The sequence below is a fragment of the Clostridium thermobutyricum genome (assembly GCF_000371465.1).
In the GTDB taxonomy this organism is placed as follows: Bacteria; Bacillota; Clostridia; order Clostridiales; family Clostridiaceae; genus Clostridium; species Clostridium thermobutyricum.
Genome location: NZ_KB850956.1, coordinates 2232824 through 2247567 on the forward strand (window position 1 = coordinate 2232824; position 14744 = coordinate 2247567).

The 14744-nt window shown below is 28.0% G+C and carries 13 protein-coding genes; 2 read left to right on the forward strand and 11 right to left on the reverse strand.

Going from position 1 to position 14744, the window contains the following annotated elements; genetic code table 11:
- Positions 1-71: 71 nt before the first annotated feature.
- The 9 genes from HMPREF1092_RS10400 to HMPREF1092_RS10440 form a co-directional block, all read right to left on the reverse strand.
- Positions 72-929 carry a tagatose bisphosphate family class II aldolase gene (locus tag HMPREF1092_RS10400; RefSeq protein WP_002598636.1) on the reverse strand — a complete coding sequence of 286 codons (858 nt, stop codon included), beginning with the start codon at positions 927-929 and terminating at the stop codon, positions 72-74.
- Between the two features lie 24 nt (positions 930-953).
- Positions 954-1382, reverse strand: coding sequence for a PTS galactosamine/N-acetylgalactosamine transporter subunit IIA (gene agaF / locus HMPREF1092_RS10405; RefSeq protein ID WP_002598637.1), 429 nt, complete (start codon positions 1380-1382; stop codon positions 954-956).
- A gap of 11 nt (positions 1383-1393) precedes the next feature.
- Positions 1394-2557: an SIS domain-containing protein gene (locus HMPREF1092_RS10410; protein ID WP_002598638.1), complete on the reverse strand. Its 1164-nt coding sequence runs from the start codon at positions 2555-2557 to the stop codon at positions 1394-1396.
- A 5-nt stretch (positions 2558-2562) separates the two neighbouring features.
- Complete coding sequence (locus HMPREF1092_RS10415) at positions 2563-3300, reverse strand: GntR family transcriptional regulator (RefSeq protein WP_002598639.1); 738 nt, start codon at positions 3298-3300, stop codon at positions 2563-2565.
- Positions 3301-3456: 156 nt separating this feature from the next.
- Positions 3457-4308, reverse strand: a complete 852-nt coding sequence (locus HMPREF1092_RS10420; protein ID WP_002598640.1) for a PTS system mannose/fructose/sorbose family transporter subunit IID — start codon at positions 4306-4308, stop codon at positions 3457-3459.
- Entirely contained in the window at positions 4298-5065 is a 768-nt protein-coding gene (gene agaW / locus HMPREF1092_RS10425; protein WP_002598641.1) for a PTS N-acetylgalactosamine transporter subunit IIC, read from the reverse strand. The genes HMPREF1092_RS10420 and agaW overlap by 11 nt, the downstream gene beginning before the upstream one ends.
- 45 nt (positions 5066-5110) lie before the next feature.
- The gene (gene agaV, locus HMPREF1092_RS10430) at positions 5111-5587 is read right to left on the reverse strand and encodes a PTS N-acetylgalactosamine transporter subunit IIB (RefSeq protein ID WP_002598642.1); all 477 of its coding nucleotides are present in this window, start codon (positions 5585-5587) and stop codon (positions 5111-5113) included.
- Between the two features lie 76 nt (positions 5588-5663).
- Complete coding sequence (locus tag HMPREF1092_RS10435; RefSeq protein WP_002598643.1) at positions 5664-6230, reverse strand: hypothetical protein; 567 nt, start codon at positions 6228-6230, stop codon at positions 5664-5666.
- A gap of 472 nt (positions 6231-6702) precedes the next feature.
- Entirely contained in the window at positions 6703-8862 is a 2160-nt protein-coding gene (locus HMPREF1092_RS10440; protein ID WP_002598644.1) for a Tex family protein, read from the reverse strand.
- 147 nt (positions 8863-9009) lie between these two features.
- On the opposite strand from HMPREF1092_RS10440, the gene HMPREF1092_RS10445 reads away from it, so the two are divergent.
- Entirely contained in the window at positions 9010-9342 is a 333-nt protein-coding gene (locus HMPREF1092_RS10445) for a hypothetical protein (RefSeq protein WP_002598645.1), read from the forward strand.
- Between the two features lie 91 nt (positions 9343-9433).
- Complete coding sequence (locus HMPREF1092_RS10450; RefSeq protein WP_002598646.1) at positions 9434-10783, forward strand: M28 family metallopeptidase; 1350 nt, start codon at positions 9434-9436, stop codon at positions 10781-10783.
- 113 nt (positions 10784-10896) lie between these two features.
- Here HMPREF1092_RS10450 and prfB read toward each other — a convergent pair.
- Both prfB and secA read right to left on the reverse strand, forming a co-directional pair.
- Positions 10897-11998 (reverse strand): peptide chain release factor 2 gene (gene prfB / locus HMPREF1092_RS10455; protein WP_186003714.1). Its coding sequence is split into 2 segments (ribosomal slippage): positions 10897-11919 and positions 11921-11998, totalling 1101 coding nucleotides; the frame shifts between segments, so codons are not numbered across the junction.
- 65 nt (positions 11999-12063) lie between these two features.
- Entirely contained in the window at positions 12064-14580 is a 2517-nt protein-coding gene (gene secA, locus HMPREF1092_RS10460; protein ID WP_002598648.1) for a preprotein translocase subunit SecA, read from the reverse strand.
- Positions 14581-14744 lie beyond the last annotated feature (164 nt).

The following is a 14744-nucleotide window of genomic DNA, read 5'->3' on the forward strand; positions in this document are numbered from 1 at the left end:
ATAAAAAAATAAAAGCATCTATTTAAATAGATGCTCCTTAATAAATAAATCTATATAATTAACTAAAAAATTTATGCTTTTCCATTACTTCCACATAAAAGAATTTTATGCTTAACTATTTCTTTCATTGCTTCTTTACCAGGTGTCATATATTTTCTTGGATCATTTGCATTTGGATTATCATTGAAATATCTTTTTACTGCATCTGAAAAAGGTATTTTTAAATCAGTTGCTATATTAACTTTACAAATTCCAAGCTCAATTGCTTTTTTAACTAATTCATCTGGTACATCTGATGCTCCATGCAAAACAAGAGGAACATCAACTTTAGCTCTTATTTCTTTTAATCTATCAAAATCAAGTTTTGCTTTACCTTTATATAATCCATGAGCTGTTCCAATTGCTACTGCTAATGAATCTATTCCTGTCTTTTCAACAAAATCTCTTGCTTGGTCAGGGTTTGTATACATTGCATCTTTTTCATCTACAACTAAATCATCTTCTTGTCCACCAAGTCTTCCCAGCTCTGCTTCAACTGTTGCATCAAATTTATGAGCATATTCAACTACTTCACTTACAATTCTAATATTATCTTCATAAGCTTCATGAGAAGCATCAATCATAGTTGAATTAAATCCTTCTCTTACATATCCTTTTATTTTTTCAACATCTTCAAAATGGTCTAAGTGAATTGCTATTGGAATATCATATTTTTCTGAAGCAACTTTTGCCATTGAAACTAAATAATCTCCTCCTGCATATTCAGTAGTTGATGGTGTTCCTGCTAATATAACAGGTGATTTTAATTCATTAGCTGTTTCTACTACTACTTGTAGAGTTTCTAAGTTGTGTATATTAAATGCAGGTACTGCATATCCTTCCTTTTGAGCTTTTTTTAACATTTCTCTTGTTGATAAAATTTTTTTCATAATTTTTTCTCCTACCCTTTTAACTTATATTCCATCTTCACAATCTTCTATTTCTTTTTTAACCTTCATTTCAAATTCTTGAATTGAAGTAATTCCAGATTCTTTAGCAAAAGCTACAACCTCTTCTAAATTCTTTCCATCTCTTAATAAAGCTGTTTCTATTATCATTCCTAAGTTTGTCCCAGATAAAACTTTTATATTTTTATCTGAACTAACTCCTATAGTTGCTGAAACTTTAAATGGAGAACCACCTGCTAAATCTGCAAGAACAAGTATTTCCTCTGTATCTAATTCTTCTATTCCTTTTTTAATTTTTTCTTCTAAAGTTTCAACAGTATCATTTTCTGTAAAATCTATTCCTATTAATTTTTCAGGAGTACCTGCAATTAACTTTGCTGCACTTAAAACTCCTGTTGCAAAATTTCCATGTCCAGTTACTATAATTCCTACCATATTAACCTCTCCTATTTATTATATTCATGTATTATTACACCTTTAACAACCCTATTAACAGTTCCATCTGGTCTAGGATTATCAGGTGATATACCTAAATGAAGTGAACTAAATAATCCAAATATTTGTCCATATAGCATATAGTTAAATACAGTGTATACTTCATCTATATCAGCTCCACCTATTTCTAAATATTTGTCACTTATTTGCTCAATTTCTTTATTTTCTTTATAACTTATAACAGCTAATTTATGTCCCCCTTCATCTCCATGAATTTCTCTTATTAAATCCATATCATAAAGATTTGTATAATCATTAATTGAATTCATAAATATTACTAAAGTGTTGTCATCAATAATTGATTTTGGACCATGTCTAAACCCTAATACAGATTCAGTTACTGTAACAACTTTTCCACTAGTTAACTCTAAATTCTTTAAAGCCATTTCTTTACAAAGTCCTTTTAAATAACCAGAACCTAAATAAACAACTCTATTACAACCAAGTTCAACTAACTCCTTAACTTCATTCCATTTATTATCTAATATATCTTGTCCTTGATTAGCTATAACTTCCACAATTTCTTTATTATCCTCAATATTTTCAATATCAAATGTTAATATTGTTGAAAGAAGCATACAACTAAAGGAACTTGTCATTGCAAAACTTTTATCATTAGACTCTTTTGGCATTAATAAACATAAACTATTTGAATCTTCACCAGCTTTTTTTGCTAATTCACCATTTTCATTACATGTAATTACCAGTTGGGCTATATTTTTAACATTATCTTTAAAAAGATTGTATGCACCTACACTTTCTGGACTATTTCCTGATCTAGCATAAGAAACTAAAATTGTTTTTGTATCTTCTTCTATAAATTCTGCTGGATTTGAAACTAAATCAGTGGTTGGTATAGCTTCTACTCTAACTTTTAGTTTTTTTGCTAAATATAAATAAATTGTTTGACCTACATAATCTGACGTTCCTGCACCAGTTAAAATAACTCTAGTTTCTTTATCTAAATTTTCACTTAAAAATTCTTTTATTTTTTCTTTATTTGTTTTAACTATTTCATAAGTTTCTATCCAAAGTTTAGGTTGTTGGTTTATTTCTTTACTTGTAAACTCAGCTCCTAAATTTATTAGTTCATCTTTTTTAATTCCAAAAATCATTTAAATTATCCCCTCTCATTATTTTGTAGCCTTACTACATATTTAAATTTATCTCCACGAGCAACCCCAACTGTATACTCTATTAATCTATTACCATCATAAGCAAATCTTTCTATATTCAAGCTTGGACTTCCTTGAGGTATTTTTAAATATAAGCTTTCTATCTTTTCTGTTAAAACAGGTTCAAAATATTCCTCAGCAAACTTAACTACAACACTATATTTCTTTTTTAAAACTTCATACATTGGCATTTCTTTTAGAAGTTTTTTAGTTAAATTTTCAAACATTTCAAATGGAAGATATGTTATTTCATGAATCATAGGAACATCATCAGCTTTTCTTAATCTTGTTATTTTATAAAAAAGATTATCTTCATTACAATTAAATTTTTCTTTTAAAATCTTTGTAGCCTCAATTATTTCAAAGCCTAATATTTCTGATTTAGGTGTTTTTCCCAGCTTTCTCATTTCATTTGTAAAAGAATAAAAACTATCTAAATGCTGCTTTACTCTTTTAGATGAAATAAATGTTCCTTTACCTTTTACTTTATATATATAGCCTCTTTTCTCTAATTCCCCCATTGCTTGTCTAACAGTTGTACGACTAACCTCATATAAATCACATAATTCTCTTTCAGATTCTAATCTATCATCTTCAGATAAGTTTTTTTCTATTTTCTCAATTAAAATATCTACAAGCTGTAGATATTTTGCTTTTTCTGCATCTTTATCTACTTGCTCCACTTGTTATTACCACCTCACTTAAAGATAATTGCTAGAACTTATAACTTTAGCTAGTAAGTCCTAGCAATATCTATATTTTTATAATATTTTAACTAATAAAAAGGGTTCGCTACTTAATTTATATTCAATATATTTTTAATAACTACTAGCAAAATCTTATAATATTCCAGCTAATCTTCCTAATACTCCAATAACTATAGTTAAGAATATTAATTTAACTGGTGAATATCCTTTTTTAAGAAGACTGTATATTAAGAATGTATATCCTAATGGTAATAAATTAGGCATTACAGCATCTAATATACTTTCTTGAATTTTTAAAGTTGCTTGTCCTATAGTTGGTTCAGCAGTTATTTTTAAGCTAACCATTGAAGCTATAAGTCCACCAACAACAGTTAATCCAACTATTGAAGCAGCATGTGATATTTTCTTAGTTTGCTCTTTAAGATTAGCAATTGCTTTAACACCAGTGTTATAACCATAATTCATTAAGAAAAATCTTAAGAAGAAATGTAAAGCATTAAATAATACTAAGAAAACTATTGGTCCTGCTATATTTCCTTGACCTGCAAGTTCAGCTCCAATACCAACACAAATTGGAAGTGCAGTTAACCAGAATAATGCATCTCCTATTCCTCCTAAAGGACCCATTGTAGCTACTTTTATAGCTCTAATTGTGTTTCTATCTTCTTTTCCTTCTTCCATAGCAAGGATTAATCCCATTATGAAAGTTACTAGGAATGGATGTGTATTAAAAAATTCTAAGTGGTCTTTCATTGAATTTGATAAATCTTGTTTATTTGTATGAATCTTTTTAAGACCTGGAAGTAAACTATATAACCATCCACAAGCTTGCATTCTTTCATAGTTAAAGGAAGCTTGTAAAAATAATGATTTCCATGCCATCTTTGTTAAATCGCTTTTAGTTAATACCTTTTTTACACTTGGGTCTGCATATCCAGTATTATTAGTTTGAGTAATTGGTTTAGTTTGTACTTTAGATGCCATCTTCAAAATCCTCCTTTACTACAACTACTTCTTTCTCTCCATTTTTAGAATTATAATCATAAAGAGCTATACAAAGTCCTATTAATGCTAATGCTAATATCGGGATTTGGAAATAAGTTACTAATAAAAATCCTCCTATTAAGAAAGCAACGTATTCTTTTTTAAGCATGATTTTTAATAACATTGCAAATCCGATTGCTGGCATCATTCCACCTGCAACTGATAATCCTCCAATAAACCATTCTGGTATTGCTTGAACTATTGCTTGTGCTTTATCTGCTCCAAAGTATACTGGTAAAAATGCACATAAGAAATATGAAACAAATAATATTGCCATTCCAAGATAGTTTATATTGTCTATTCCTTTTGTATTTGCTTCTTCAGCATATTTATCAGCTGTATGCATTACAGGTGAGAATGCTGTAAATAAAAGAGTTATTCCTGCTTGAGCTGCAACTGCAAATGGTATTGCTACCCCAACTGCTGCTTGAGCATCTAATTTTGTTATAATTGCTATACTTGTACCAATAATTCCTCCAATAACAACATTTGGTGGTTGTGCTCCTGCTAGTGGTACCATTCCAGCAAAAACTAATTCTAATGCACCTCCAACTATAAGTCCTGTTGTCATATCTCCTAAAATAAGTCCTACGATAGGTCCTGTTACTATTGGTCTGTGTATGTGAGTAAGTCCATCAAACATATCAATACCCGCTATACCAGCCCATATTCCAATTAATAGTGCTTCAATTAACATGTGTTTAACCTCCCATAAATTTTATTTATTTAAACATTAATCTGTTTATACAAACTTCTTAATGTCTATTTCAACTCTTTCATCAGGAACTCTCCTAACTTCTACTTTTATACCTAAATCTAATAATTCTCTAATTGTTTTTTTATCATCTTCATCAACAGAAACTGTAGATGCAATTTGTTCTTTTCCTTCACTAAAATGCATATTTCCAATATTTAATTCTTTTATTGGAACTCCACCTTTTACTAGTCTTAAAGCATCTTGTGGTGTTCTACATACTAAAAAAATCTTTTGTCTATCAGCTGCTTTGTGTATTACTTTTATTGTTTTATCAATACTGAAAAATCTAGTTTGTATTGCATCAGGAACAACCATGTCCATTAAATTTTGTTGAACTGGATCTGCTGCTACTTCATCATTCGCTACTAAAATTAAATTAGCTCCTAAATGATTTACCCAAGTAACTCCTACTTGTCCATGTATTAATCTGTTGTCTACTCTTGTTAATAAAATATTTGGCATTTTAATCTCCCCTTTTATCTTTTATTTATAAAATTTAAATTGATAACCTTTTCATAAAGTAGCTTATTTTTTATTTTTATTGTGTTACACTTTTCCTTTTTCCAAAGCTCATCCCTAAAACATAAGCTATTAGTGTTACTATGGATAATAATGCGATAAATATTAAGCTTGTCTCTATTCTCATTATTGAAAGTATTACTAAATAACATATCATATTTATAATTCCCATAATAACTAAAGATATTTTTCTATACTTTTCTTGAATTTTAGTTACTATATTAAATTTTTCTTCCTCACTTAACTCAATTTCCTTATATTTTTGAAATAATTTTTTAGCTGCAATTTCTGCCACTATTTTCTTACTTAATATTTCCCCAGAGAATATTATTACAACTCCAAGCATTGATATTATAAGCAAATTAAAGTTATTGATATCAACTCCCATAATTGACTTTATAATTATAAATACTAAAAACAATATACAACTAACAATTGAAACTATTGGTAATATAAAGCTTAATAACATCATAGAAAATTTAATTTTACTTTTCATGTCTTTATCTTTATTAATTACACTTGAAAAAATCATAGTTCCAAGAAATGTTATAATTATAAAGCTTATAAAGAAAAATAAATATCCCACATTATCCCTTCTTTCTTTTAGTAATAAATAATTGAATTAATCACTTGTTACTACCACTTTATTCTTTATATTTTGATTTTAACACCATTTTTAACTATATTTCTATTAAAAGTTAAAATATAGCAATATATTATATTTTTCTGTGTTTTATATAGTATTGTTGCTAAATTTTATATAATATTTATATAAAAAAGACCTATGGCAAAATTAATTACCATAGGTTTTTATGTGAAAATTTTTAATAATTCAATTTATTAAAATCAATTTTTCAATAATTTTATAAAATAAATTAATAATCTTGTAGTTACCATATATAAAATATTTTATAATAAAACTACTTTCACAATTACTAATTAATTTATTTTAAATCTATTTTTCTATTTAAAAATTAGTCATTATATGAATATTAATATTTTTATAAATTAAAATTCTCTTTTAAATTTACTCAAATATATAAAAATCAAATTAATATCTAATTTAATCCCTTCATAGTAAGACTAATTCTATTTCTTTTTTCATCTATTTCTAAAACACTTACCTTAACAACATCCCCAACTTTAACAATATCTAAAGGATGTTTTACAAATTTATCTGCCATTTGACTCTTATGAACTAATCCATCTTGGTGAACTCCAATATCCACAAATGCTCCAAAGTCTGAAACATTTCTTACTGTTCCCATAAGTTCCATTCCTGGTTTTAAGTCTTTAAGCTCTATAACCCCAGTTTTTAATATTGGTTTTGGCATTTCATCTCTTGGATCTCTTCCTGGTTTTTGAAGTTCTTTAACTATATCACTTAAAGTCATTTCTCCAACTTCTAAATCTTTGGCTAAATTATTTAATCCTATCTTTTTAACTCTCTCTTCAATATCATTTAAAGCTTTATTTTTTAAATCTTCCATATTGTATCCAAGTTTCACTATTAATTCTTCTGCTGCTTTATATGATTCAGGATGAACTCCAGTGTTATCTAATGGATTTTTGCTTTCCATAACTCTTAAGAATCCTGCACATTGTTCATATGCTTTTTGTCCTAATCTTTTTACTTTTAAAAGTTCTTTTCTAGATTTAAACTCTCCATTTTCTTCTCTATAAGCTACTATATTTTCAGCGATTCCACTATTTATTCCTGAAATATAAGTTAAAAGGCTTGGTGTTGCAGTATTTAAATCTACTCCAACCTTATTAACTGAATCTTCTACAACTCCTTGAAGTGATTCAGAAAGTTTCTTTTGAGCAACATCATGTTGATACTGTCCCACTCCTATAGCTTTAGGATCAATTTTAACTAACTCTGCAAGTGGATCTTGAAGTCTTCTTCCAATTGATATAGCTCCTCTTACTGTAACATCTAAATCTGGATATTCTTTAGTTGCAAGTTTAGATGCAGAATAAACTGATGCTCCAGCTTCTGAAACTATAACATAAGCTACTTCTTTTCCAGTTTCATTTTTTATTTCTTTTATCATTTCACTTATTACTTCTTCTGATTCTCTTGAAGCTGTACCATTACCAAGTGATATTACATCAACATCATATTTCTTTATAAGTGCTTTAAGAGTTTTCTTTGTTCCTTCAATATCCTTTTTAGGAACAGTTGGATAAACAGCAGTATTTTCTAGGAATTTTCCGTTCTTATCTAAAATTGCAATTTTACATCCTGTTCTGAATCCTGGATCATATCCCATTACAACTTTACCTTTTATAGGTGCTTGAAGTAATAATGCTTTTAAGTTTTCTTTAAATATTTTTATTGCTCCTTCTTCACCTTTTTCAGTTAATTCACTTCTTATTTCTCTTTCAATTGAAGGATAGATAAGTCTCTTTAATGAATCTTTAATCCCTTCACTTAAATATTCATCTGTATCTTTATTTCCCTTTAATATATTTTTTTCTAAATAAGCTATTAGCTTATCTTCATTTATAGTTACTTTTACAGAAAGAATTTTTTCTTTTTCTCCTCTATTTATAGCTAATATTCTATGTGGAGGTATTTTAAATACTTGTTCACTATATTCATAGTACATTTCATAAGGTGTTCTTTCTTCACTACTACCTTTTGTTTCAATTACACCTTCTCTAAAAACTAAATCTCTTATCCATTTTCTATATTTAGCTTCATCAGATATTTTTTCTGCAATTATATCAAGTGCTCCTTTTATTGCATCTTCTACAGTTTCAACACCTTTTTCTTCACTTATATATTTCTTTGCTTCTTCTTTTACATCACCTTTAAACTTTCCTTCTAAAATAAGTTCTCCAAGTGGTGCTAAACCTTTTTCTTGTGCAATTGTTGCTCTAGTTCTCTTTTTAGCTTTATATGGTCTATATAAATCTTCAACCTCAGTTAAGGTTTGAGCCTTTTCTATATTTCCTTTTAACTCTTCAGTTAATTTTCCTTGTTCATCTATAAGTCTTATAACGGCTTCTTTTCTATCATCTAAATTTCTTAAGTAATTTAATCTCTCTTCTAAATTTCTTAAAACCTCATCTGATAATCCGCCAGTTCTTTCTTTTCTATATCTTGAAATAAAAGGAACAGTATTTCCTTCATCTAACATTTCAATAACATTATCTATAACATTTAATTTTAAATTTAATTCTTTAGCTAGTCTTTCATTTATGCTCATAAAAAAACCTCCAACCTTTATTCTACTTAATTATTATACCCTTTATTCCTCTCTTATCAATATTTTTTGAATTTTTTTCATTTTTTTCTATATTTTATATTAATTATGTTGTATAATTTAATTGGAAATATTTTACAGGAGGTTTTTATGAACAATATAATTCAAAAAATATTATCTTTAACGCTTTTAATATTAATCACCCTGTTAACTTTTGACTATTTCAAAGTAATAGAATTTGATAAAGTATTAAAAAATTGTTTTACATTCATAATAGTTATATCTTCTGTTATATCTTCTATGGGAGTTATATTAAGTAAAGCACCGGGTTTTATGAAATTTATAAACTATGTAATTATAATATCCTTATTAATTGGAGGAATGCTTATAATAACTCAAAATAAGTTAAATTTATTTGTCGCAATATTTTTAATTTTTACAATTTCTTATTCCCTTATAGATATGTTATATAAAAGTGCCTAGAAATAAAGTCTGTTTAGTAGTTATCATTAATAATTCATATTAAAAGAAGTTTATTAATAAATATTAATAAACAATATTTTAAGGAGTTTATATGATAAAAAAACTTTACAGACTTTTTTTCTTTTTATCAGCTTTAGTATTTATTCTGTTATCATTTATCTACATACCATTTCATGATTTTGATAGCTTAGAATTAAAAGAAAACATATCATATCTAGCATCTGATAAGATTGGTGGAAGAATTTGTGGTTCAGAAGAAAATGATTTAGTAGCAGAAGAAATAGCAAAAAAATTAAGCGAATTAGGATTATCTCCTCTAAGCCCAAATTATAAAGAGGGTTTTCAAATTACAGTACCTTATAAAACAAATGACAAAGGAGTTTTAAAAATAAGAGATTTTTCTTCTAAAGATGAAATAAAAACTTTTTCCTATGGAGTTGATTTTAAAGAAGACTTATTAAACTTTAAGGAAAATTCTATTTCTTTATCTAAAGAAGATGATTTAAAAGTCTTTGAAAATGCATTAACTTTTAAGAAAAATGGTAATCTATTTTTCTTCTATGTTCCTAAAGAAAATAATTTTGATTTTAGAAGCTCATTTATTAATGACTCAAAAATATCTTTTTCGGTAGCATTAAATAAAAATACTTTTACTGAAATAGTATCTTCTTTAAATTCAGGTAATGAAATCTTCGTAGAATTACCTTACTCTACAAAAGTAACTGAAGCTTTTAATGTAGCTGGAAAAATTGAAGGAAAAGATTCATCTTTAAAACCATTAATTTTGACTGCTCACTTTGACCATTTAGGGACAGATTGCTTAAATAATGTTTATTGTGGTGCCTTAGATAATGCTTCTGGTTCTTGCTTCCTTTTAGAAGTTGCTAAAGTATTTTCATCTCTAAAAGTTAAACCAGAAAGAGATATTATTTTTGTATTTTTAAATGCTGAAGAATTTGGGCTTATAGGCTCAGAAGAATTTGCTAAAAAACACTCTTCTTTAGTTTCAGGTTCTCAAGTAATTAATATTGATATGATTGGAGCTCCAAATACAGAATTATCAGCAGTTCGTAGTGAAAAGGACAAGTCTACTGCTTCAGAAAACTTAGAAGATATAAAAAATTTAAAAGAAAACTTAGAAATTAGTTATGAAGACTCTAGTGACCATGCTAGTTTTTCAAAATATGGTGCAGATTCTTTAACTTTAACTCATAATGATACAAGTAAAATCCACACTCCAGATGATAAACTTGAATTTATCTCAACTAAAGCTTTAGATAAAGGATTTAACCTTTTAAGTAAAAAGGTATCTAATTATTGTTACTCTCCTTTTTCTAGAATATTATTTAATAGCCGTGTTTATATTTTATCTTTCTTAATATGTTTAGTTTATATTTTTTATAAAAGTGTAAGCTCAATAAAACACAAAAAGAAAAACTAAAACAGAATTATATAATTAAAAAAAGGATGCAATTTTGCATCCTTTTTAATTCTTAAAATAAATTCATAAAAGTAATAGTCAGGGGGATAACTTATTACATCTTATAGTTTATATTATTCTTTTCTATTTAATTCTGCCACTATAAATTTATCTATATCCCCATCCATAACAGCTTGAACATTTGATGTTTCTTCACCAGTTCTATGGTCTTTTACCATGCTATATGGATGGAATACATAAGATCTTATCTGACTACCCCATCCCATATCTTTTAGCTCACCAGTTAAATCTTCTATTTTTTCTTTATGAGCTCTTTCTTTTAATTCAATAAGTTTTGATTTTAACATTGCCATAGCTGTATCTCTATTTGAGAATTGACTTCTCTCACTTTGACATTGAACTACTATTCCTGTTGGCAAGTGAGTTATTCTTACTGCTGATTCTGTTTTATTAACATGCTGTCCTCCAGCTCCACTAGCTCTATAAGTATCTATTTTTAAATCATCAGGTTTTATATCTATATCTTGCTCTTTAGTAAGCTCTGGTAAAACCTCTACTGAAGCAAAGGAAGTTTGTCTTTTTCCATTTGCATTGAATGGAGAAATTCTAACTAATCTATGAATTCCTTTTTCAGCTTTTAAATATCCATAAGCATACTCACCTTTTATTTCTAAAGTAACACTTTTAATTCCAGCTTCTTCTCCTTGAATTAAATCTAAAGTTTCAACAGAAAATCCTTTCTTCTCACACCATCTTGTATACATTCTAAGAAGCATTTCTGTCCAATCATTTGCATCAGTTCCACCAACACCAACATGAAGAGTAAATATAACATCATTTTTATCATATTCTCCTGATAAAAGATTTTGTATTCTATATTTCTCTACCTCTTCTTCAATATAATTTATTGAACTTATTATCTCTTCAATAGATTCTAAATCATCTTCATCCATCATCTCTTGAAGAACTTCTATATCATCAATAGCAATTTCTAATTTATTAAAATTTTCTAATTTATCTTTTAACCCTTTACTTTCTTTTGTTACTTCTTCTGCTTTTTTTATATCATCCCAAAATCCTGGAGTTTGCATAACTAAGTCTAGCTCTTGTATTTTTTTATCTAAGCCATCCTTGTCAAAGTAAATTCCCCATTTCTTGCACTTTTTCTTTTAAACTTGGGAATTTAGCTAATGCTTTTTCTAAGTCTACTCTCATGCTTTCACCTCTTTCATAATTTAAAAATAGCAGTGAGTAATAACCCCACTGCTATTATCTATTTATTAAACTTCTCTTCCACAGCAGTTTTTAAACTTCTTACCGCTTCCACATGGACATTTTTCATTTCTACCTACACTAACTTCTTTTCTGATAGGCTCTTTTTTCTTTGGTTCTTCATTATTTGAACCATGAGTTTCAGTAGTCTTTTGAACTACTCTTTCTCTTTCTGGAGCTCTCTCCATTTGAACATGGAATAAGTACTTAACTGTATCTATTTTTATAGATTCAATCATTTCCTCAAACATGTCACTACCTTCCATTTGGTATGCTTGAACTGGGTCAACTTGCTTAAATGCTCTTAATCCAATACCTTGTTTTAAGTGATCCATAGCATCTATATGATCCATCCATTTCATATCAACATTTTTTAATAGAACAACTCTTTCAATTTCTCTTATTCTTTCTTCACCAAATTCTAATTCTTTGCCTGCATATATTTCAATAGCTATAGTTTCTAATTTTTGTTTTACATCTTCAGGTTCAAGATTCATTAAATCATCTATAGTTATTCTATTTGCAGGAATACAAATTTCATCTAAATAGAATATTAATTTCTTTAATGCTTCTTCATAATCTTCTTCTACACCTGCTAAGTGACTATCTACAGCTGATGATATAACATCTTTTATCATATCAACAATTTGTTCTCTTAAGTTTTCACCTTCAAGAACTTGTGCTCTTTGCTTGTAAATAACTTCTCTTTGCATATTCATAACATCATCATATCCTAGAAGATTCTTTCTTATGTCAAAGTTATGTCCTTCAACTTTCTTTTGAGCACTTTCTATTGATTTAGTTATGATTTTACTTTCTATAGCATCATCTTCTTCAAGACCTAATTTATCAACCATAGCATGAGTTTTTTCAGACATGAATATTCTCATTAAATCATCTTCTAATGAAATATAGAATGTTGATTCTCCTGGATCTCCTTGTCTTCCTGAACGTCCTCTAAGCTGGTTATCTATTCTTCTTGATTCGTGTCTTTCAGTACCAATAATTTTAAGACCACCAACTTCAACAACACCTTCTCCAAGCTTAATATCAGTACCTCTTCCTGCCATATTAGTTGCTATTGTAACTGCATTAAGCTCTCCTGCATTACTAATTATTTCTGCTTCTTGTTCATGGAACTTAGCATTTAAAACTTTATGTGGAATCTTTTTCTTTCTTAAAAGTCCAGAAATAATTTCTGATTTTTCAATACTTGCAGTACCAACAAGAACCGGTTGACCTTTTTCATGTGAAGCTATTATTTCATCTATAATAGCATTATATTTTCCTTTTGCTGTTTTATAAACAACATCATGATTATCTACTCTTTGAATTGGTTTATTTGTTGGAACAACTATAACGTCTAATCCATAAATTTCTCTAAATTCATTTTCTTCTGTTAAAGCTGTACCTGTCATACCTGATAATTTATTGTACATTCTAAAGTAGTTTTGGAATGTTATTGTTGCTAATGTTTTTGATTCTCTTGCAATTTTAACATTTTCTTTTGCTTCAATTGCTTGGTGAAGACCATCTGAATATCTTCTACCTTCCATAAGTCTTCCTGTAAATTCATCAACAATTATAACTTCTCCATCTTTAACCATGTAGTCTTTATCTTTTTTCATAAAATAGTTAGCTTTTAGGGCTTGAGTTACATAGTGTTGTAATTGCATATTTTCTGCATCAGCATAGTTTTCAACATTAAATGTTTTTTCTGCTTTCTCTACCCCATTTTGTGTAAGCATAACTGCATTTGCTTTTTCATCTATAGTGTAATCTTCTTCAGCTACTAACTTTTTAACGAAAAAATCAGCTACTTTATAAAATTCAGTTGATTTTTCTCCAGCACCTGAAATAATAAGTGGTGTTCTAGCTTCATCAATAAGAATTGAGTCAACCTCATCCACAATAACAAAATTAAGTTTTCTTTGAACTCTTTCTTCTTTGTAGATTACCATATTATCTCTTAAGTAATCAAAACCGAACTCATTGTTTGTTCCGTATGTTATATCACAATTATAAGCAGCTCTTCTATCATCATTATTTATGTCATGAATTACAACTCCTGTTGTAAGTCCTAAGAATCCATAAAGTTCTCCCATTTGCTCTTTATCTCTATTTGCAAGATAGTCATTTACTGTGATTACATGAACACCTTCTCCTGTAAGTGCATTTAAGTAAGCAGGAAGTGTTGCAACAAGTGTTTTACCTTCCCCAGTTTTCATTTCTGCTATTCTTCCTTGATGAAGAACAATTCCTCCAGCAAGTTGTGCTCTATAATGCTTCATTCCAAGAACTCTCCATGAAGCCTCACGAACAACAGCAAATGCTTCAACTAATAAATCATCAAGAGTTTCTCCATTTTTAAGTCTTTCTTTAAATTCATCTGTTTTAGCTCTTAGTTCTTCATCACTTAAAGCCTCCATTGTTGATCCTAATTTGTCTATTTTATCAACTGTTGGTTGTATTCTTTTCACTTCTCTTTCGCTATATGATCCAAATAACGCTTTTAAAAATCCCATATTTTCTTCCTTTCAAATTTTTAAAAAATTACTAATTTAAAATTAGCTAAACGATTATACATTATTAAATTATACCATTTACTAGTATATTTTTTCAACTTTTAGCCTTTTTTATTTATTTATTTTTTAATTATATATATTTTTTTGTTTAATAATCAAAAAAA

Bases quoted from the DNA above. Each gene is read 5' to 3' on its own strand.
- HMPREF1092_RS10400 (WP_002598636.1), bottom strand. From the start codon at position 929: ATGAAAAAAATTTTATCAACAAGAGAAATGTTAAAAAAAGCTCAAAAG.
- HMPREF1092_RS10410 (WP_002598638.1), bottom strand. From the start codon at position 2,557: ATGATTTTTGGAATTAAAAAAGATGAACTAATAAATTTAGGAGCTGAG.
- HMPREF1092_RS10450 (WP_002598646.1), top strand. From the start codon at position 9,434: ATGATAAAAAAACTTTACAGACTTTTTTTCTTTTTATCAGCTTTAGTA.
- agaW (WP_002598641.1), bottom strand. From the start codon at position 5,065: ATGTTAATTGAAGCACTATTAATTGGAATATGGGCTGGTATAGCGGGT.
- HMPREF1092_RS10445 (WP_002598645.1), top strand. From the start codon at position 9,010: ATGAACAATATAATTCAAAAAATATTATCTTTAACGCTTTTAATATTA.
- HMPREF1092_RS10440 (WP_002598644.1), bottom strand. From the start codon at position 8,862: ATGAGCATAAATGAAAGACTAGCTAAAGAATTAAATTTAAAATTAAAT.
- secA (WP_002598648.1), bottom strand. From the start codon at position 14,580: ATGGGATTTTTAAAAGCGTTATTTGGATCATATAGCGAAAGAGAAGTG.
- agaV (WP_002598642.1), bottom strand. From the start codon at position 5,587: ATGCCAAATATTTTATTAACAAGAGTAGACAACAGATTAATACATGGA.
- agaF (WP_002598637.1), bottom strand. From the start codon at position 1,382: ATGGTAGGAATTATAGTAACTGGACATGGAAATTTTGCAACAGGAGTT.
- HMPREF1092_RS10420 (WP_002598640.1), bottom strand. From the start codon at position 4,308: ATGGCATCTAAAGTACAAACTAAACCAATTACTCAAACTAATAATACT.